Source organism: Polynucleobacter sp. AP-Nickl1-40-C4, assembly GCF_035012665.1.
Taxonomy (GTDB): Bacteria; Pseudomonadota; Gammaproteobacteria; order Burkholderiales; family Burkholderiaceae; genus Polynucleobacter.
Genome location: NZ_JAYGQR010000002.1, coordinates 297,663 through 315,864 on the forward strand (window position 1 = coordinate 297,663; position 18,202 = coordinate 315,864).

An 18,202-nucleotide genomic window follows, 5' to 3' on the forward strand; every position below is an offset into this window, starting at 1 on the left:
TTATTAAAACCCATTTCATATTGTTTTAAGGAGAAGGTGCATGAGCGCCATTGTTGACATCATCGGTAGAGAAGTTCTGGATTCGCGCGGCAACCCAACAGTTGAGTGCGATGTTTTGCTTGAGTCAGGCGTTATGGGTCGCGCGGCAGTACCTTCTGGAGCTTCCACAGGATCTCGTGAGGCAATTGAGTTGCGCGATGGAGACAAGTCACGTTACTTGGGTAAAGGTGTTCTCAAGGCTGTTCAAAACATCAATATTGAGATTGCAGAATCTATTCTTGGGCTTGATGCTAGTGAACAAGCCTTTCTTGATCGCACTCTGATTGAATTAGATGGCACTCATAACAAAGCACGCTTAGGTGCAAATGCAACGCTTGCAGTTTCTATGGCCGTTGCCAGAGCAGCAGCTGAAGAAGCGGGTCTGCCTTTATATCGTTATTTTGGAGGCTCTGGCGGTATGCAGTTACCAGTGCCTATGATGAACATCGTGAACGGTGGTGCTCACGCCAATAATAGTTTGGATATTCAAGAATTCATGGTGATGCCAGTTGGCGCCGAAAACTTCCGTGACGCACTTCGTTGTGGTGCAGAGATTTTCCATGAGCTAAAAAAGATCTTAGGCGCTCAAGGTATGCCAACTACTGTTGGTGATGAGGGTGGTTTTGCACCAAACTTCAAGAGTAATCACGAATGTTTGCAGACCATTATGAAGGCAATTGAGGGTGCAGGCTATACGGCAGGCGAAGATGTTCTATTGGCCCTAGATTGCGCTGCTAGTGAGTTCTACAAAGATGGCAAATATCACTTGTCAGGCGAAGGTCTCCAATTAAGCTCAAGCGAGTTCTCTGATTACCTTGGTAACTTGACAGACCAGTTCCCAATCGTTTCGATTGAGGATGGTATGCATGAAGGTGATTGGGATGGTTGGGCTGACATTACCAAAAAGCTTGGTAAGAAAATTCAATTGGTTGGTGATGATTTGTTTGTTACAAACACCCGCATCCTCCAAGAGGGAATAGACAAAGGCATTGCCAACTCTATTCTGATTAAGATTAATCAGATTGGCACTTTGACAGAAACGTTTGCTGCTATTGAGATGGCTAAGCGCGCAAACTACACTGCGGTAATTTCCCATCGCTCTGGCGAGACCGAAGACAGCACCATTGCAGATATTGCTGTTGGCACCAACGCAGGTCAAATTAAAACCGGTTCTTTATCTCGCTCCGATCGCATTGCTAAATATAACCAGCTGTTGCGTATTGAAGAAGATCTGGGTGATGTGGCAACTTATCCAGGTAAATCTGTTTTCTATAACCTCAAACGCTAACTCAGAGTTCTTAATAGCTTATGCGGATCGTCATCTACTCTATGCTGGTATTGCTTATAGCAATCCAGTACCCACTTTGGCTGGGTAAGGGTGGATGGCTAAAGGTTTACGAGATGGAGCGACAAGTAGAGCTTCAAGAGGCTAAAAATAGTCTCTTGGCTCTTCGCAATGCCAAGCTATCTGGCGATGTTAAAGATCTGAAAGACGGCACTCGAGCTATTGAAGAGCGGGCGCGTGTTGAGCATGGCCTAATTAAAGAGGGTGAGTTTTTCGTGCAAATCTTGCCAGCGGATAAGACATCAACTTCCCAAGCCACAAAACAGTAGCTGTTTAATGACCGCTAGATGGCGGCCTTATAGCATCACTCAATAAATCAGTTTTAAACACCTGAAGGCAATCAACCGCATCAAAGCGATATGGTTTTGCACAAAAATCGCAGACGGTTTCCACGGCTCCTTGCTCTGCAAGAATGCTTTGAACCTCTTCTTCACCAAGCATTCGCAAGATATCCGCAACCTTAGTACGAGAACATCTGCAAGCAAAACGAATGGGGCGAGCAGGGAAGCTGCGTACACCGTTTTCGGCGGACTCTTCTAAAAATAAACGCCTCAAAATAGTCTCTGGTGGAAGCGTTAACAGCTCTTCATCAGTAATTGTTTCACCAAGCGTTTGAATACGTGACCAGCCTTCAGCAGCAACCTGCGGATCTAGATGTGCATGACCCCCAGAATTTGGTAAACGCTGTAGCAATAAGCCGCCAACATGAGTATCGCTGGAAGTAAGCCAAATACGTGTGTCTAATTGCTCGGAGTTTTGCATATACAGGGCTATAGCCTCTGCAGCGCTGGTAACCGGCTTAATGACTGCGCCTTGATGATCTTGTAGCGCTACGATGCCTTGGTAGGGTGCCTGTCCTGGCTCACGATCTGCTGGATCTAAGGTGATCACCAATCTTCCGCTGCCACTAACATCCAGTAGATCGGCCAAGGTTGCGTAGGGCATTATTTCAGAGGGGTCTACTGAAAGCTTGACTGTAGCCCTCATGGACAAATCAGACTTACATTCCACAACCAGCAGCTGAATAGGACCCTTGCTTTGCGCTTGAATAATGAGGGTTCCATCAAATTTAAGGCTGGCACTTAAAAGGGTGGCGGCACCAACAAAGTCGCCCAGAATCCGACGGACGGCAGGGGGGTCATTACGACGCTCTAAAACGGCCTGCCAGGCGCTCCCAATGGACACAATTTCCCCGCGAACTGGGGCGCCATCACACATAAAGACTAGTAATTCATTCATAGGGCAAAGTATCCACTTTTTTTCGGTTTTAGTCTCAGTAAGCCCGACCTGAGATAATACGATTTATGCATATTCGTACACGTTTCGCCCCAAGTCCCACGGGCTTTATTCATCTGGGAAATCTTCGCAGCGCTCTGTATCCATGGGCCTTTGCACGCCACAACAAAGGCGAGTTCATTCTTCGGATTGAGGATACTGACCTTGAGCGTTCATCACAGGAAGCGGTAGACGTCATCATCGAAGGAATGGCGTGGCTCGGCCTCGATTTGGATGAAGGTCCGATCTATCAGATGCAGCGTATTGATCGATATCGTGAAGTAGTAAAACAAATGCTGGATTCTGGATTGGCCTATCCGTGCTACATGAGCGAAGAAGAGCTCAATAAACTCCGTGATCAGCAAATGGCAAATAAAGAAAAGCCTCGCTATAACGGACTTTGGAGACCTGAGCCTGGCAAAACATTGCCGCCCGTTCCTGAGGGTGTAAGTCCAGTAATCCGCTTTAAGAATCCAATTGGTGGATCAGTCATTTGGAATGACGCTGTCAAAGGTCAAATAGAAATTAGTAATGATGAGTTGGATGATTTGGTTATTGCGAGACCAGACGGAACACCTACCTATAACTTTTGCGTAGTGATTGATGACGTGGATATGAACATTACCCACGTTATTCGGGGTGATGACCATGTCAATAACACACCAAGACAAATCAACATCATGAAGGCGCTTGGTGGAACCCCGCCTGTCTATGCCCATCTGCCAACCGTCCTCAATGATGCCGGTGAAAAAATGAGTAAGCGTAATGGCGCAATGAGTGTGAGAGATTACCAAAAAGCAGGTTACCTGCCTGATGCAATCCTGAATTACCTTGCAAGACTTGGCTGGTCTCATGGAGATGCCGAGGTATTTACAAAAGAACAATTTGTCGATTGGTTTGATTTGGAAAGTTTGGGCCGCTCACCAGCGCAACATAATCCAGAAAAATTACTTTGGCTAAACCATCAATATATTCAGAATTCGGAACCACTCAAACTAGCAGCTGCAACTAAGCCATTTGCTCATGAGATGGGTATAGATACAGAATCCGGCCCAGACTTTGTTCAGGTAGTTGGTTTATTAAAAGATCGCGCCAATACCCTAATTGAAATTGCCGAGGGGGCAAAGCTATTCTATTTGCCGGCACCTAATTTAAGTGTTGATCAAATTAAGGAAAATATTGGTGAAGCCGTTATTCCTGCCTTAAAAGATTTGATTGAGGCCATTTCAACTGCTGAGCCGACTAAAGAGGCTTATGCAGCTGCTTTTAAGCAAATATTGGCAAAGCACCAAATCAAAATGCCGGCACTAGCAATGCCTGTTAGATATGCATTATTTGCCACCACTCAGACCCCAGCCATTGATTCTGTATTGGTTGTGTTGGGCAAGGAAGAAGCCGTCAAAAGGCTCTCCAAGGTTATCCAATAGAGAATTTGCGCATCTGCACAAAAATAGGATAAAATCTTGGATTGTTTTGAGTGTCTTGTAGTTTTATCGCGGGATTTTGGGGGTATAGCTCAGCTGGGAGAGCGCTTGCATGGCATGCAAGAGGTCAGCGGTTCGATCCCGCTTATCTCCACCAAGCATTTAAAATAGTTGTATGTTGTAGTCCAGGTCCCCATCGTCTAGAGGCCTAGGACATCACCCTTTCACGGTGAGTACGGGGGTTCGAATCCCCCTGGGGACGCCAGATTCTTCTGGTAGATGTAAAGATGTATGATGTTGTGTTACTCGATGTATTTTGGAGCGGTAGTTCAGTTGGTTAGAATATCGGCCTGTCACGCCGAGGGTCGCGGGTTCGAGTCCCGTCCGTTCCGCCAAGACAATTAAAAAGCCCCCTTAACAGGGGGCTTTTTCTTATTCAACTTGTTTGCAAGCTAACATTTCTGAAATTCTTTTCTCCTGCTTAATATCAAAACCGCATTCCACTTGGCGGCTCGAGTTCTCGTATGTTCCAAAAATCATATCCCAGATTGGTAGGCCATAGTTATTGCGGTGACGATCGCGCTCATGGTGAATGCGATGCATTTCTGGGCGAACAATGAAATACCCAAGCCAACGTGGTGTACGAATGTTGGTATGCTCCCAGTACTCGAATATTGCAACCCACAGGGTAGCCCAAGAAGCAGATTCAATACTCATTCCCAATAAGCCATAACAAACTAAGTTGATGATGAATACATTGGCAACAAAATCCGATGGGTGAGCATAAAAAGCAGTAAAGGCCTGGAGGCGATAAGTGCTGTGATGGATTTGATGGAAGACTTTCCATGCAAAATTGTTGTGGTGACGATAACGATGCCACCAATATACAAAAAAAGTAATCACCAGATATGCGCCAAGCCCGCTTAACCAATTGGGGCTTGAATTTAACAATTCTACGATTGGCCCCGAAGCATGCATGGCACTCGTATATGGACTGATAACAGCACCAATAAGACCGGTAGAGGCAATGCCAAGAACCGCACAAATCAGAAGTCTTTTACGCCAAGCCTTATCTGCATTGTATGGATACAGGGGGCATCTGCGCTCCCAAAGGCAGAGCACAAGCAAGATTAAAGGTGAAATTAAATAGGGGAGTAAGGAATCCATTTTGGCTTTCCTGAATTCATGAATCCCTCATGCAAGGGGCACAAGTTTGACGCATTAGTCAATTCTGTTGAGGTTTCTCAAAAAACGCTGCAATTCTGGCGCAAGAATTTTTTCTTCTGATGGTATAGGTTCAATTTTTCCATAAATTAAATCGAGGAAGTTTTGGGTTTCATAGGCTACTGTTTCCCGTTCGTTATCTACAGTGATCATATGATAGCTATTTCCCAAATAAATCTGTCTTAGTAAGGAAGCATTAGATTTTTCACCAACCAATTCTGCATTAAAGGTATTGGCTATTTCATCATCAATAGCATGAATGGTTAAAACAGAGGAACTTACTCGTGAAAGATTTTCTGTTACATACTTACAAAGCTTGTTTCCTTCATGCATGTGCCTCAGCGACATGTATAAACCACCGACGGCGGATATATCTTGGCTCGAAAGTACTCTCTTGATATAGGCGCGAATTTGAGGATTCTTAATGCCAAAGGGATCGCGCTCCCTGTATTTGAAGTGATCACCCAGTCCAAGCATCATTCCAAATGGTATCAGCGAGCGATACCAGGGGATGGCCCAACCGTTGTATTTAAGGGTAGTTGATAGAGCCACCACGCCTAAGATATCGTTGAGCTCAGAGGCAACAGCCAAGGCTAATGTAGAGCCAAGTGAAATACCCCCCAGGCTGATAGGCTTAGATTCAGTCTTCTGCAGGTCTTGAACATGCTTGATCGCTTCCTTAAGCCAGAACTTCCAACTACTAGCCTTGCCTCCAAAGGAATATCCCGCAATGGTTGGGGCATTCACCCTATAGCCAGCAGCAGTAAGCTGTGAGCTTAGGAAATTGAATTCAAGAGGCGATGACGAAAGGCCGTGAAATAGTACAATTAGAGGGCTATTATCGTCATTATGTGCATAGTCATTCATAACTATTAATTTTAGACCCATTAGAGACAAAACTAGGCATGATTATCAAAAACGCCAATAATTGGTCATCTCATAGTGTATCTGATGCTTTGTTTTGGTCTGCCCTGTCTTTTGTAATTATTAGCGGATGGATGCTATATATGGGCCCTAATTTTTACAGCGTCCACCCCTACAAATTCTATTTCTTTGCCGCGACCGTACTTGCTTATTTTTTTGGTTACATTACGGCAAGCATTTATATTTTGATAGCCAGTATTTACGCTAATCTATATTTTGTGCCGCCTTTTGGAATCTTTACTCTGACATTGGATGAATTTGAAAGATTCTTAATCAATCTTCTATTTGGTAGTGTGGCCATTTTCTTTATCGAGGTTTTGCAACGCCAGCGTTTTAAGTCAAAATTATTGCTACTTGTCTCTGAATCACGTTACCTTATAATCCTGCACAGAGATAACCAGCTTTTGCAGGAATTAAAAAGAAAAGAATAATGTCTAATACCCTAAGCACATTGATCGAACTAGTATCCCAAAAGTTTGATAAAAAAATAGATGAGTTAGGCCCCAACACCACTCTCGAGAGCCTTGGCGTGGATTCCTTGGGAAAGATAGAGCTCATTTTTGATCTTGAAGATCACTTCAAAGTGCGCATTCCTAATGAGGATGCAAAAGTGGATACCTTGGCAGAAGTTGCTGCCTTGCTTGATACTGCAAAGCCAATTAATTGATTAGAGAAGGCGCAAGAAGAGTTGTTGTAACTGGCCTAGGTGCTGTTTCTGGCCTTGGGGTAGGTGCCGGAATTCAATTTCAGAAGGCTGTTCAATGTCAATCCGGAATTGGCGCCTTTTCAGGGTTAACTGCAATACCCGTTGATCTTCCTTGCGCTTCCATCATTCAAGATGATCTCTTTTTTGATTTGGATGCGAATTCACTTGGGATGTTTGACAGAACTGCTCACCTTTCCTGGCTGGTAGCCAAGGAAGCGTTGCAACAGTCTGGCTTGGGCGATTTAAGTGAGGCAGAGCTTGATAAAAGCGGAATTTTCTGGGGAACTGGATTTGGTGGCTCCAACACCCTCGATAACACCTATCAAGATATTTACCTTAACACTAAACAACGTGCTCGACCATTCACTATTATTGGCGTAATGGCCAATGGAGCGGCTGGATTACTGTCAATGCGAACTGGCTTTAGAGGTCCCTCATTAACTTACTCAACCGCATGCGCATCTTCAAGTCATGCTGTGGGGGAAGCTTTCCGAAGTATTCAGTATGGAGTTTGCGAAAGAGCGATTGCAGGTGGCGCTGAAAGCTTATTTAATGCTGGCCCAATAAAGGCATGGGAGGCTTTGAGAACGCTTGCAACCCCAGATCCAGATAACATTGCTAGTTCATGTAAGCCCTTTTCAAAGAACAGAAGTGGCTTTGTTTTGGGGGAGGGTGCGGCTGCCTTAATTCTAGAATCTCTTGAAAGCGCTCTTAAGAGAGGCGCTAATATTCTGGGCGAAGTCGTTGGTTATGGTGCAACAACCGATGCGATGCACATTACAAGACCTGACTCACTGGGTCAGGCTAAAGCCATGAAGGCCTGCATGGCAGAAGCAGGCGTTAACTCAATGGATATTGGATATATTAATGCGCATGGAACTGCCACTGGTGTGGGTGATTTAGCTGAAACGAATTCAATTAAATCTGCATTTGGAATAGAGGCTGCGCAAAAAACTGCTATTAGTTCTACGAAAGCGATCCATGGTCACACACTGGGAGCAGCAGGCGCTTTAGAGTTGGTGATTACAATACAGGCGTTACAGAACAATATTGCCCCTGGTACTGCATTTTTAAAGATAGCAGACCCGGAGTGCGATCTAAACTATTTGCCACTCCAGTCTATTGATTTAGATATTTCATACGCAATGAGCAATTCATTTGCATTCGGAGGATCTAACGCCTCCATTCTGATATCTAAGCTCAGAAAAGCTTAAAACAGTTTTTTGAATTTGTTGGCTATTTCGTAATGCCACAAAACACCAAGCGTCATTCCTGTAAACAGCACCTCAGTATCGCTAATTAAGCCATGTAAGTTATCCGCTTGGTAAGAGTCGGATGCGATATTAATTAGGACTTCGGAAATGATTAAGGTTACCGTAAAAACAAATCGATAGCGCTTTATATTCGGTGAAAATTCACCAATTAAGCCAGCATGATTTTTTAGGAGCAAAAGAATGCTGGCGGTATTGGTGAGCCAAAAAAAAATGACCAGCACACTCAGGTGGAAGGGGGCGGTTAGGTAGTACAGCGCCGAAACGGCTGCCTGAGTGGCCAGTAATAGTTGAATCAATTTAAGGTTTACTTCTTAGGTGTAGCGATGGATGCTGCCATCGCATCATAGTAAATAACCTTAACTTGCTCGCCTACATTAACATCAGCCAACAAAGCAGGGTTCTTTACGGTAACGGTGGTGATCTTACCGCTAGGACCTTTTACGGAAACAAGCTTTTTCTCGCGATTGACTTCTACTATATCGGCAATGATGGTTGTTTTATTAGCAATTTTTTCGGAAGGCTTTTCGTTTGCATGGGACGATGTCACTGTGTTGGTCTCAACTTTAGAGCGGATACCATCACTCTTAGTCTTAATGAGCTCAATCGCTACGGCTAATTCATAATTTACATTGACGCGATCACCTTTTTTGATCTGGTCAAAATTGGTAATATCCGGTCCAGCAACAAACTTTGATTCACCCTCTTTGTTTTTGAAGGTAATAGTGCGAGTCTTTTTATCAATCTTTACCACTTCGCCCTCGTATAGCTGATAGCGATTGTCGGTCACTGCGGCATCAATCACGGCTGGTTTCGCCTGGCCGGATGCTGCGGTTGCTGGTTGTGCATTCACTGGGGATATGCTGGTAAAAAAGGCTGCAAGGATTAGTGCGATTTGCGCATATTTGATGTTCATTATTTTCCTTATATATAAAAAGCTGCTAAATTGAATCTTAGCCTATTTTTATAATAAAAATCGATATTCCTTGCCGAGGCTTAAATAGACATCTTTTGTTAAGATCATCCATTAACTTGATTTACTCCAAAGGAATTTGAATGCCCCAATTTGCTGCAAACCTCACCATGCTGTTTAATGAGTTGCCTTTTTTAGATCGTTTTGAAAAGGCAGCTAAGTCTGGGTTTCAGGCGGTTGAATTTCTTTTTCCTTATCCATTTCCTGCGGAGGAGATTAAGCAAAAACTAGAGCAATATAAGCTTGAACTAGTTCTACATAATTTGCCTGCCGGCGATTGGGATGCCGGGGAGCGCGGCATAGCTTGCTTGCCAGATCGTGTTGCAGAGTTCCAGGGAGGGGTCGTCAAGGCTATTGAATATGCAAAAGCCCTTGGCGTTAAGCAATTAAATTGTTTAGCTGGAAAAATTCCAGCTGGTGTTGATAAAGGCTTACTACATCAAACATTTGTTTCAAATTTGGCTTATGCAGCTGCTGCTTTAAAGAAGGTCAACATCAAACTTCTAATTGAGCCAATAAACACATTCGATATTCCTGGCTTTTATTTATCCAGAACCCAGCAGGCCTTAGATATTCTGAACGAAGTGGGTTCAGATAATTTATTTATTCAGTATGACATCTACCATGCCCAACGTATGGAAGGTGAGCTCTGCAAGACTATAGAAGCCAATCTCTCTAAAATTGCTCATATACAACTGGCGGATAACCCTGGCAGAAATGAGCCAGGTACTGGAGAAATTAATTACCCGCATCTATTTCAGTTCATTGATGGCATTGGCTATGAAGGTTGGATTGGCTGCGAATACAAACCAGCAACTAATACTGAAGCGGGATTGGGCTGGATTAAAAATCTAACTAAATAACGATATGGAGACATTATGAGTAAGCAATTAAAGTTGGGATTTGTTGGTTTAGGAATAATGGGTACACCTATGGCGGGCCATTTAATCGATGCAGGCCACGAAGTGTTTATTAATACGCGTAGCAAGGTACCAGAAGGGCTGGCATCTTCATCGGCAGTGCAATGCTCCTCGCCTCAAGAAGTTGCTAGCAAAGCCGACATTATTTTTACTATGGTCCCAGACACTCCTGATGTTGAGAAGGTGCTATTTGGTGACAACGGAATAGCATCTGGCCTTACCAAAGGGAAGGTTGTTGTTGATATGAGCTCCATATCACCAATTTCTACTAAAGAGTTTGCTAAGAAAATAAATGCATTGGGCTGCGATTACTTGGATGCTCCAGTTTCTGGCGGTGAACTTGGTGCAAAAAATGCTACCCTTTCAATCATGGTTGGCGGAGATGAGGGTGTCTTTGAGAAAGTGAAGCCCGTATTTGAGTTGATGGGCAAAAATATTAATCTCGTGGGTGGAAATGGAGATGGTCAAACCGCTAAGGTGGCCAACCAAATCATTGTTGCCCTGAATATTGAGGCTGTAGCAGAAGCGCTCTTGTTTGCTTCTAAAGCTGGTGCAGATCCTGCAAAGGTACGTCAGGCTTTAATGGGTGGTTTTGCTAGCTCCAGGATACTAGAGGTGCATGGCGAAAGAATGGTTAAGCGCACTTTTGATCCCGGTTTCAGAATTGAATTGCATCAAAAAGATTTGAACCTCGCTCTCAATAGCGCCAGAGCTTTGGGTGTCTCATTGCCAAATACGGCAACTGCACAGGAATTATTTAATTCATGCGCAGCTCATGGTGGTAAAGCCTGGGATCATTCGGCAATGGTTCGCGCTCTAGAGAGGCTTGCAAACTTTGAAATTGGGCAAAAGGCATAAGCACCCACATGCCTTCAACTTTAGTAGTCTATTTACATGGTTTTCGCTCCTCCCCAAGATCGAGTAAAGCGGTCTTGACGGGGGATGCAATAAAAGCCTTATCCACTGCGAATAATCCAATGGAGTGGTATTGCCCTCAATTGTTAGCTTCACCAAAGGACAGCATGGATATGGTGATACGGCATATTGAAGCATCAACACATGATCGCTTAGTAGTTATCGGCTCTTCTTTGGGTGGCTACTACACTAACTACTTGGCCGAAAAGTTTGGCTGCAAAGCCGTAGCTCTTAACCCAGCAGTTAGAGCACCGAAAGAGTTGGCGCCGCATGTTGGAATGCTGACCTCATACGACACCAATGAGCCCTACGATTTTCGTCCAGAATACATTGATGAACTAAAGGCGCTACAGGTTGAATCTATTAGCAACCCGTCGCGTTACTTTCTAATCGCCGCAAAAGGCGATGAGCTCTTAGATTGGCAAGAAATGGTTGATTTTTATAAGGGTGCAGAGCAGTTGGTGCTTGAGGGGGGTGATCATGGAATTTCAGATTACCCCAACCACTTGCCTAAAGTCATAAATTTCATCTCTTGATGGTGGATTGATTGCTACTTGCTTCTTCTGTAAGATGATCTAAACGACTGCCGATTATTTGCGCTGTCTAGAAAGGAGAGTTTGTGCTGAGCATCTTGAAATTAGACGCAGGTGGAATTCCCCAGGGCTGGGTTAATGCAGAAGAAGCCACCAAACAATATGCTGATAGTAGCGTTTTGTGGACTTTAGGTGACCCCATTTTTCAAATGCGCGGTGGCATTTCAAGATCCACTGGTAAACAATCCATCATCGAGTTGCACTCCATCATTGCCGTAAAGGGAAGTGCCAAGATCAATCTCTTTGATGTGGTTCCCGTAATTACAAAACACAAACTGTTTAAGCGTGATCGTGGACTATGCGCTTATTGCGGTGACCCCATACACGAAAACCAAGCAGAAGCTGAGCACATCATTCCCAATAGTCGCGGCGGTAAATACAGTTGGATGAACTTGGTAATCTCCTGCAGGCCTTGCAATCAACGCAAAGGCAATCGCACTCCAGAGCAGGCCGGCATGTCCCTGTTGTATACGCCATATTTACCCAGTCTCTATGAAGACATGATTCTAAAAGGGCGCAACATTTTGGCGGACCAAATGGACTTCCTCGCAGCTAATTTGCCTAAGAATAGTCGCCTTCTAGAAGGTCTGATCTGAGCTTGAGAATAGGGCGGTGTAATTTTTTTCATCTTCCCAAGATATATTCCTTCAGAATTATTCTTGCAGCTTTGCTGCTATCGGTATTAGGACATCTCATTCTTTTTTTTGGGCTCCCCTTCATCTCTTTTTCTGAACCTGCGCCAATCGCAGATGACTTAATTATTAGGGCCGAACTAAAACTAGATCCCCCAAAGAAGATTCAAATTTCAAAAGCCTCCAAGAAGATTCCAAAGAAAACGGACTCTACCAACGTGGTTGAAGACTTGAATTCAACCGCAAACGGTCAGCAGGGTGGCGATTCCAATCAAGCGGGTGTAGCTTTTAAATTACCCGAGTCAGGCATCATTTATTACGACTCTTACGTGGATGGTCAAAAGTATCAAACCGGTGAGATCGATTGGTGGGTTGATGGCAATAACTATCGCCTCTATATCAACATCCCGTATGCATTTGTTGGCCCATTTGTTTTTGAATCTCGTGGCTCGGTTGATTCTTATGGAATCGCTCCAATTCTCTATTGGTCACAACGGGGCACAAAACCCCCTCGTTATTCACGCTTCGATCGAAATGAAAGTGGGCGAGGGCAGATGTTCTTCTCCGAGAAACCTGAGTTCACTCCGGAAATATTGCCTGGAACCCAAGATCGTTTCAGCTTAATGTTCCAGCTAGCCTCATTATTAAATGGGGATAGCAAATTGGATGAGGCAGGGTCTATTCGACAAATACCGGTTGTCGACTACAACACACTAGAGATGTGGAGCTTTAAGAGCTATGGTGAGGTGACTTCAGAGGATATTCCCAGTCTAGGCAAGGCAGTAAATCGTCATTACGCCTTAATGCAACGAGAAAATGACCCTTACAAGCGCCAGGTAGACATCTGGCTTGCAAAAGACCTTGAGTGGCTACCAGGGCGCATTCGCTCTCAAGAATCGAGTGGCAGGGTGGTTGAGCTTATTTTCAAGCAAAAGAACCCTATTGCAACTGTAGTTAAACCTTAATCCTAAAAACCAGATCCAGATCTTGGGTTTTGATTTTGATTGTTGTGACCCAGTAGAGCACCCATCATTGTATACAAGGCAGCGCCTGACATTGAAACTGCAAAAATACCTGAAAATGAGATGATGATGGGCAGAATGCGCCACTGCTCCGATAACTTGTAATCGCCATATCCAACAGTGGTGTACATTTCACCGGCAAAGTAGAAGGTCTGAGGATTGGTTGGAAAGACTTTTAACGCAACGCAGATATATGTCCAGATCACAATTTCTGATAAGTGGATGGCGATGACCAAAAGGATGGCAATGAAGTACGACAGGAAGCTGGCGCCTAGAATTCGTCGCCTGGTCATCACTTGGTCTATTGCATGGAAGGTGCCCGCGATACCCAAAACGGCTACCGCATGAACTGCAAGCATCAGGCAGGCAAAGACAACGATGACCCATATCTGACCATTTCCCATATCCGCATTTATTTCATTAAATAGCGTTGCAAAGCTTGGAAGGTCAGTATTCTTAAATAAGCTAAACATGGTTCCGTCGTTTATGTGTTAGATTACAAAGATATCTTATTTGACATAATAATGATTATACGCAAATACGTATATCAGGATTTGGGTTGAGCAAGGACCTTTGGAACTACATAAGGCTGCTTATAAAGCTTCTGCCAGCGTGAACTCAGACCCTCAGCAATCCATGGTTTTTCATAAATCAGTGCGATATCAATAGCCGTAAATCCTTGCGAGTTACGCGCCTGCAGATCGGCCCCTTTATCTAGCAATAACTTAACCAATGCTTCGTTGCCAGACTGAACAGCCATCATTAGCGGCGTAGTATTGCCAGGGCTAGGAGCATCAACAAATGCTCCGTTTGCGAGCAAATACTGGGCAATCTCTAGATGACCCCTTGAACAGGCGTAATGTAAAGGAGTCCAGCCTATGTGATTAATTTGAGCCTTTTGTACCTGTATGAGGCTCTTTACAAGGGGTAAATTGCCTTCAATTGATGCAATCATGAGTGGCGTTTCACCGAATTTATTGGAAATATCCACATCAGTAGCCTTATTAGTCACTAGAAACGTGATGACATCCTCAGACTTGTCCTTAATTGCTAGATTCAGCATTAATTCACCTTTGGCATCGATTGAATTCGGGCTAACACCTTTAGAAACCAGAGATCTAACGGTAGAAACATCGTTAAATTTAGCTGCTTTAGCGAAATCAGCAATATCAGCATCTGATTGGGCTAAAGCGAAGTTGTTTAGGCTAAATAAAACACCAAGCATGCAGATAATTATCTTAAATTTAATTCTCATGAAAATTTCCTATCTATTTGAAAACATTCATAAAAATTACTTGAAGTTTGATTAGCCAGGTCTTCAATGGATACACCTTTGAGATTGGCAATATATTCACCGACTTTAGATACCCACGCAGGCTCATTTGTCTTGCCGCGATATGGGATGGGTGCCAAATAAGGTGAATCTGTCTCAATGAGCATTCTATCCAGGGGCACCTGTTTACAGGTTTCTTGGAGTTCTTTAGCGCTTTTGAAGGTCACAATACCCGAAAAAGAGATAAAAAACCCCATATCCATGGCCGCCTTTGCAACATCGTAGGATTCAGTAAAGCAATGCATCACCCCGCCAATTTGTTGAGCGCCCTCCTCTTTGAGGATTTTGATGGTGTCCTCAGAGGCGGCCCTTGTATGGATGATGAGAGGCTTCTTAGATGCGATGGAAGCTCTGATATGGGTTCTAAACCGCGCTCGTTGCCATTCCATGGACTCATAGCTACGATCTCCCATGCGGTAGTAATCAAGTCCTGTTTCGCCAATTGCAACGATTTTAGGGTGCTTTAAAGCCGTCTCAACCAGAAAATCAAAGGTAGGTTCAGGGGTGTCTTCGTAATCAGGGTGAACGCCAACAGACGCAAAGAGGTTGTAATGATCTTGCGCCAATTTGAGTACGTTAGGAAAGTCCGGCAAATCAACCGATACACACAAAGCGTGACTTACTTTGGCCGACTGCATATTGCCCAATACTTCCGGCAAACGGGATTGAAATTCCGGGAAATCGAGGTGGCAATGGGAGTCTATGAACATGACTCGTTATTTTAGACTGCCTGGGTTGATTCTATGAGCCAAAAATCTGATGGTATTGGGAAAGCAATGCTTCTAACTGGATGCGGTTGGCTAGTGGATGATTTTCATGGCGACGAGCCTGTACCAGAGACTTCCATAGCTGGAGCATTTTTTGAACGTTTACTCCTTTTGAAAGGCCCTGAAGGGTAGATATGTGCTTTGGGTAATACCGTGGTGCACCGCCTTGGGCAACTGACTGCAAATCTGAAACCCAGCGTTGCATGCTTGCCAAAAGAAAGCCATATTGAGCCTTGTATGTCTTCTCAGCCGCATCTAGCCAATTCATTCCCGCACCCTGAGCCATCGATTGCAATAAGTAGCGTGATGCCTGAATTGATATCGTAAGCTCATCCTTCTCATCTTTATTGTGTCTTGCGATCAAAGAGCTTAACACTGAGAATGGCGCCCCGCCCTGCTCATCGTAAATGCTTTCGACATCCCCATCATTTACTTTTAGGCCGTCAATAGTATTCAGTTGTGTTTTTAGCCAAGCCAATCCTTGCTCACGATCAGGGCGCGGTGCAGTCAGAAGTCGGCAGCGAGATCTAATTGTAGGTAAGACGCGATCAACACGATCGGCTAACAATATAAAGATGGTGTTGGCTGGAGGCTCTTCTAGAGATTTTAATAAAGTGTTAGCGGAGTCCGTGCGCAACATTTCTAAGGAATAAATCAATATCACTCGATTACCACCACGATGTGAGCCAATCGAAAGATTTTCTATGGCATGACGTGTTTCTTCAATGGAGATATTTTTCTTCTCCTTTTTTTCGCTTGAATCACTGTCATCATCACGTGCCGCTTTACCTCTTTTAGGTGCGTCGTCACCCTCATAATCAGCGTGAGGTAGGAGCTTTCGATGCGTTTCAGGAACTAAAGCAATAAAGTCCGGATGGTTGCCCGTATCAAACCAGTGGCAGGCCTCGCATTGATTGCAGGGTTTTATTGCTGCATTTGAATTCTCGCAAAGAAGTGCCTTAGCAAGTTCAACAGAAAACGAAAACTTACCGATGCCTGACTGGCCGTGCAACAAAATCGCATTGGGGAAGTTGGCAAAATCCAAACTTTCCCATAAAGGCTTAAGCCAAGGCGCCATCAGATTATCTTGCTTCACTTAAATCGCAATCTGAATAAGCTTCAGACCATCCCAAATAGCTTCAGGGGTTTTCGTAGCATCAACTATATGAAAGCGTGATAAATCATCCTTGGCTCTTCTCAAGTATTCCTGACGAACTCTTTCAAAAAAATCTAGATCCATCTTTTCAAATTTATCTGGGGCACGAACCTTGGAGCGACGGGCCTCTGCAACCTCTCCAGGTAAGTCAAAAAGGATTGTTAAGTTGGGTTGCAAAAGTGAACCATCGGGGCGACCCTGAACCCAACGCTCTAATTCATTTAACTTTGACAAGCTCAAGCCGCGACCACCACCTTGGTAGGCGAAGCTAGCATCTGTAAAGCGATCTGAAATAACAATCTTTCCTGCCGACAGCGCTGGTTCAATGAGCTGTGCAATATGTTCGCGACGTGCAGCAAACATTAATAAGGCCTCAGTCTCCAAATTCATGGGAGCATCTAAAAGTAGATTGCGCAATTGCTCACCCAAACTAGTTCCACCAGGTTCACGTGTCATCACCACCTCTTTATTTGGGTAGCGCTCTTGCATCAAACTTCTAAAGGCGTCAACGTGCGTACTCTTTCCTGCGCCGTCAATACCTTCGAAACTAATGAAATATCCGTTTTGTGCTGATGTCATAGTTAAATGAATTTAGTTGGCGCCCTTTCCAGGCGCAATTTTGCGTTGGTACCGATCTACTGCTGACTCATGCTCTTTTAAGCTTTGAGAAAAGTGACTACTGCCATCGCCCTTTGCCACGAAAAATAAGGCCTCACTTTTAGCAGGATGCGCAGCTGCCAAAATAGACTCTTTACTAGGCATTGCGATGGGGCTAGGAGGTAAACCTTTATGCATATAGGTATTGTAGGCAGTGTCTTTGCGTAAATCCGCTTTCCGCAAATTTCCATCAAATTTAGGGCCTATTCCGTAGATAACCGCGGGATCCGTTTGGAGAGGCATTCCTTTATTGAGACGATTTATAAATACAGCCGAAATCTTATCCCGATCGCTGGAGCGGCCAGTTTCTTTTTCGATGATAGAAGACAGAATTAAGAGTTCATAGGGTGTTTTTAAGGGAAGCCCAGGCTCCTTTTGCTCCCAAGCCTGGTTTAGCTGTTTTTGCATGGCTTGTGCGGCTCTGCGATAAATATTTAAATCCGGTTCATCTGGGTCAAATATATAGGTATCAGGAAGAAAAAGTCCTTCGTCGCTGGGATAGCTAAGATTGAGGGATTGCAACAAGTCCTTATTGCTCATTCCCTTAGTTTGGTGAATTAGAGCTGCGTGCATATCGATGATGCTTCGCAGTTGCCAAATAGTCATACCCGGAATAATCGCAATACTTTCCCTCATTCGATCGCCGCGTGCAATTTGCAGCAACACTTTACCGAGACTTCCTCCCACTGGGAGCATATAAGTGCCTGGCTTTAGTTTTGATCCTACGAAAAGACTTCTAGCTCCTACCTGGATAGTGAATTTATTGATCGATAAGCCTTGTTCACCCAACTGATCGGCAATGCTAGAAAGGCTGGAATTCGGATTAATCTTCACTTTATAAACAGGTGCGCTATCGACATTGGGGGTGTTGGGCACCACTGGCAGTAAAAAAATACCGCCATAAATGAGACCTAGGAAGATTGACAGAAGGGCAAACCAATACTTGAGACCTCGATCTTTTGACTTTTTCTTAATAAATAGAGATCTGCTCTGAATTTTTCTGCTCATCAGGCTATGATAAAAGGG

The 18,202-nt window shown here is 44.2% G+C and carries 22 protein-coding genes and 3 tRNA genes; 14 read left to right on the forward strand and 11 right to left on the reverse strand.

Translation table 11 applies throughout. The features are described 5' to 3' along the window. The first annotated feature begins 40 nt into the window (after positions 1-40). Positions 41-1,327: a phosphopyruvate hydratase gene (eno, locus tag VC182_RS03810; protein ID WP_072582415.1), complete on the forward strand. Its 1,287-nt coding sequence runs from the start codon at positions 41-43 to the stop codon at positions 1,325-1,327. 20 nt (positions 1,328-1,347) lie between these two features. Next, a complete protein-coding gene (ftsB, locus tag VC182_RS03815; protein WP_216241690.1) occupies positions 1,348-1,653 on the forward strand; it encodes a cell division protein FtsB in 306 nt (101 codons plus the stop codon). Between the two features lie 4 nt (positions 1,654-1,657). Here the strand turns inward: ftsB and VC182_RS03820 are convergent, their stop codons facing one another. Further along, complete coding sequence (locus VC182_RS03820; protein WP_323484547.1) at positions 1,658-2,623, reverse strand: Hsp33 family molecular chaperone HslO; 966 nt, start codon at positions 2,621-2,623, stop codon at positions 1,658-1,660. A 65-nt stretch (positions 2,624-2,688) separates the two neighbouring features. Here VC182_RS03820 and gltX point away from each other — a divergent pair, with 65 nt between their 5' ends. The 4 genes from gltX to VC182_RS03840 all read left to right on the forward strand — a co-directional run bounded on the left by gltX (position 2,689) and on the right by VC182_RS03840 (position 4,478). Continuing rightward, a complete protein-coding gene (gene gltX / locus VC182_RS03825) occupies positions 2,689-4,086 on the forward strand; it encodes a glutamate--tRNA ligase (RefSeq protein WP_323484548.1) in 1,398 nt (465 codons plus the stop codon). Between the two features lie 78 nt (positions 4,087-4,164). Next, positions 4,165-4,240 (forward strand) — tRNA-Ala (locus VC182_RS03830). Between the two features lie 32 nt (positions 4,241-4,272). Continuing rightward, a tRNA-Glu gene (locus tag VC182_RS03835) sits at positions 4,273-4,348 on the forward strand. 53 nt (positions 4,349-4,401) lie between these two features. After that, positions 4,402-4,478: transfer RNA gene (locus tag VC182_RS03840), tRNA-Asp, on the forward strand. Between the two features lie 37 nt (positions 4,479-4,515). On the opposite strand, the gene VC182_RS03845 is transcribed toward VC182_RS03840, so the two are convergent. Both VC182_RS03845 and VC182_RS03850 read right to left on the reverse strand, forming a co-directional pair. Then, positions 4,516-5,250, reverse strand: coding sequence for a sterol desaturase family protein (locus VC182_RS03845; RefSeq protein ID WP_323484549.1), 735 nt, complete (start codon positions 5,248-5,250; stop codon positions 4,516-4,518). A gap of 54 nt (positions 5,251-5,304) precedes the next feature. After that, on the reverse strand, positions 5,305-6,174 hold the full coding sequence (locus VC182_RS03850; protein WP_323484550.1) for an alpha/beta hydrolase: 870 nt from the start codon (positions 6,172-6,174) through the stop codon (positions 5,305-5,307). A 38-nt stretch (positions 6,175-6,212) separates the two neighbouring features. Between VC182_RS03850 and VC182_RS03855 the strand changes: the two genes are divergently transcribed. Genes VC182_RS03855 through VC182_RS03865 form a run of 3 tightly spaced genes read left to right on the forward strand, consistent with a single transcriptional unit; the run spans position 6,213 to position 8,151 of the window. After that, positions 6,213-6,662 (forward strand): hypothetical protein, encoded by a 450-nt coding sequence (locus VC182_RS03855; protein WP_323484551.1) that lies wholly within the window; start codon positions 6,213-6,215, stop codon positions 6,660-6,662. Continuing rightward, complete coding sequence (locus VC182_RS03860; RefSeq protein ID WP_072582422.1) at positions 6,662-6,898, forward strand: acyl carrier protein; 237 nt, start codon at positions 6,662-6,664, stop codon at positions 6,896-6,898. The genes VC182_RS03855 and VC182_RS03860 overlap by 1 nt, the downstream gene beginning before the upstream one ends. Beyond that, entirely contained in the window at positions 6,895-8,151 is a 1,257-nt protein-coding gene (locus VC182_RS03865) for a beta-ketoacyl-[acyl-carrier-protein] synthase family protein (protein WP_323484552.1), read from the forward strand. Before VC182_RS03860 ends, VC182_RS03865 begins: the two co-directional genes overlap by 4 nt. On the opposite strand, the gene VC182_RS03870 is transcribed toward VC182_RS03865, so the two are convergent. Together VC182_RS03870 and VC182_RS03875 are read right to left on the reverse strand one after the other, a co-directional pair. Then, positions 8,148-8,507 (reverse strand): hypothetical protein, encoded by a 360-nt coding sequence (locus VC182_RS03870; protein ID WP_216121021.1) that lies wholly within the window; start codon positions 8,505-8,507, stop codon positions 8,148-8,150. The two genes, VC182_RS03865 and VC182_RS03870, sit on opposite strands and share 4 nt — an antisense overlap. A gap of 8 nt (positions 8,508-8,515) precedes the next feature. Then, the gene (locus VC182_RS03875; RefSeq protein WP_072582424.1) at positions 8,516-9,124 is read right to left on the reverse strand and encodes a hypothetical protein; all 609 of its coding nucleotides are present in this window, start codon (positions 9,122-9,124) and stop codon (positions 8,516-8,518) included. 140 nt (positions 9,125-9,264) lie between these two features. Here VC182_RS03875 and hyi point away from each other — a divergent pair, with 140 nt between their 5' ends. The 5 genes from hyi to VC182_RS03900 all read left to right on the forward strand — a co-directional run bounded on the left by hyi (position 9,265) and on the right by VC182_RS03900 (position 13,206). After that, positions 9,265-10,044 carry a hydroxypyruvate isomerase gene (gene hyi, locus VC182_RS03880; RefSeq protein ID WP_323484553.1) on the forward strand — a complete coding sequence of 260 codons (780 nt, stop codon included), beginning with the start codon at positions 9,265-9,267 and terminating at the stop codon, positions 10,042-10,044. Between the two features lie 15 nt (positions 10,045-10,059). After that, on the forward strand, positions 10,060-10,959 hold the full coding sequence (gene glxR, locus VC182_RS03885; RefSeq protein WP_416350567.1) for a 2-hydroxy-3-oxopropionate reductase: 900 nt from the start codon (positions 10,060-10,062) through the stop codon (positions 10,957-10,959). A gap of 8 nt (positions 10,960-10,967) precedes the next feature. Further along, the gene (locus tag VC182_RS03890; RefSeq protein ID WP_323484554.1) at positions 10,968-11,552 is read left to right on the forward strand and encodes a YqiA/YcfP family alpha/beta fold hydrolase; all 585 of its coding nucleotides are present in this window, start codon (positions 10,968-10,970) and stop codon (positions 11,550-11,552) included. Between the two features lie 83 nt (positions 11,553-11,635). Further along, positions 11,636-12,205 (forward strand): HNH endonuclease, encoded by a 570-nt coding sequence (locus VC182_RS03895; RefSeq protein ID WP_370623966.1) that lies wholly within the window; start codon positions 11,636-11,638, stop codon positions 12,203-12,205. 71 nt (positions 12,206-12,276) lie between these two features. Further along, positions 12,277-13,206 carry a DUF3108 domain-containing protein gene (locus tag VC182_RS03900; protein WP_255538572.1) on the forward strand — a complete coding sequence of 310 codons (930 nt, stop codon included), beginning with the start codon at positions 12,277-12,279 and terminating at the stop codon, positions 13,204-13,206. 2 nt (positions 13,207-13,208) lie between these two features. Here VC182_RS03900 and VC182_RS03905 read toward each other — a convergent pair whose 3' ends face one another. The 6 genes from VC182_RS03905 to mltG form a co-directional block, all read right to left on the reverse strand. Beyond that, on the reverse strand, positions 13,209-13,736 hold the full coding sequence (locus VC182_RS03905; RefSeq protein ID WP_216121027.1) for an ion channel: 528 nt from the start codon (positions 13,734-13,736) through the stop codon (positions 13,209-13,211). Positions 13,737-13,810: 74 nt separating this feature from the next. After that, complete coding sequence (locus tag VC182_RS03910; protein ID WP_323484555.1) at positions 13,811-14,518, reverse strand: ankyrin repeat domain-containing protein; 708 nt, start codon at positions 14,516-14,518, stop codon at positions 13,811-13,813. After that, on the reverse strand, positions 14,515-15,306 hold the full coding sequence (locus VC182_RS03915) for a TatD family hydrolase (RefSeq protein ID WP_323484556.1): 792 nt from the start codon (positions 15,304-15,306) through the stop codon (positions 14,515-14,517). Before VC182_RS03915 ends, VC182_RS03910 begins: the two co-directional genes overlap by 4 nt. Positions 15,307-15,337: 31 nt before the next feature. Further along, on the reverse strand, positions 15,338-16,459 hold the full coding sequence (locus VC182_RS03920; protein ID WP_323484557.1) for a DNA polymerase III subunit delta': 1,122 nt from the start codon (positions 16,457-16,459) through the stop codon (positions 15,338-15,340). Further along, entirely contained in the window at positions 16,460-17,098 is a 639-nt protein-coding gene (gene tmk / locus VC182_RS03925; RefSeq protein WP_072582432.1) for a dTMP kinase, read from the reverse strand. Between the two features lie 12 nt (positions 17,099-17,110). Beyond that, on the reverse strand, positions 17,111-18,184 hold the full coding sequence (gene mltG, locus VC182_RS03930) for an endolytic transglycosylase MltG (RefSeq protein ID WP_323484558.1): 1,074 nt from the start codon (positions 18,182-18,184) through the stop codon (positions 17,111-17,113). Between the last annotated feature and the right edge of the window lie 18 nt (positions 18,185-18,202).

Excerpts from the sequence above, each read along its gene's own strand:
- VC182_RS03875 (WP_072582424.1), bottom strand. The coding sequence starts at position 9,124 with ATGAACATCAAATATGCGCAAATCGCACTAATCCTTGCAGCCTTTTTT.
- VC182_RS03915 (WP_323484556.1), bottom strand. The coding sequence starts at position 15,306 with ATGTTCATAGACTCCCATTGCCACCTCGATTTCCCGGAATTTCAATCC.
- glxR (WP_416350567.1), top strand. The coding sequence starts at position 10,060 with ATGAGTAAGCAATTAAAGTTGGGATTTGTTGGTTTAGGAATAATGGGT.
- VC182_RS03855 (WP_323484551.1), top strand. The coding sequence starts at position 6,213 with ATGATTATCAAAAACGCCAATAATTGGTCATCTCATAGTGTATCTGAT.
- VC182_RS03860 (WP_072582422.1), top strand. The coding sequence starts at position 6,662 with ATGTCTAATACCCTAAGCACATTGATCGAACTAGTATCCCAAAAGTTT.
- VC182_RS03905 (WP_216121027.1), bottom strand. The coding sequence starts at position 13,736 with ATGTTTAGCTTATTTAAGAATACTGACCTTCCAAGCTTTGCAACGCTA.
- VC182_RS03820 (WP_323484547.1), bottom strand. The coding sequence starts at position 2,623 with ATGAATGAATTACTAGTCTTTATGTGTGATGGCGCCCCAGTTCGCGGG.
- mltG (WP_323484558.1), bottom strand. The coding sequence starts at position 18,184 with ATGAGCAGAAAAATTCAGAGCAGATCTCTATTTATTAAGAAAAAGTCA.
- ftsB (WP_216241690.1), top strand. The coding sequence starts at position 1,348 with ATGCGGATCGTCATCTACTCTATGCTGGTATTGCTTATAGCAATCCAG.
- VC182_RS03890 (WP_323484554.1), top strand. The coding sequence starts at position 10,968 with ATGCCTTCAACTTTAGTAGTCTATTTACATGGTTTTCGCTCCTCCCCA.
- tmk (WP_072582432.1), bottom strand. The coding sequence starts at position 17,098 with ATGACATCAGCACAAAACGGATATTTCATTAGTTTCGAAGGTATTGAC.
- VC182_RS03910 (WP_323484555.1), bottom strand. The coding sequence starts at position 14,518 with ATGAGAATTAAATTTAAGATAATTATCTGCATGCTTGGTGTTTTATTT.
- gltX (WP_323484548.1), top strand. The coding sequence starts at position 2,689 with ATGCATATTCGTACACGTTTCGCCCCAAGTCCCACGGGCTTTATTCAT.
- VC182_RS03850 (WP_323484550.1), bottom strand. The coding sequence starts at position 6,174 with ATGAATGACTATGCACATAATGACGATAATAGCCCTCTAATTGTACTA.
- hyi (WP_323484553.1), top strand. The coding sequence starts at position 9,265 with ATGCCCCAATTTGCTGCAAACCTCACCATGCTGTTTAATGAGTTGCCT.
- VC182_RS03845 (WP_323484549.1), bottom strand. The coding sequence starts at position 5,250 with ATGGATTCCTTACTCCCCTATTTAATTTCACCTTTAATCTTGCTTGTG.
- eno (WP_072582415.1), top strand. The coding sequence starts at position 41 with ATGAGCGCCATTGTTGACATCATCGGTAGAGAAGTTCTGGATTCGCGC.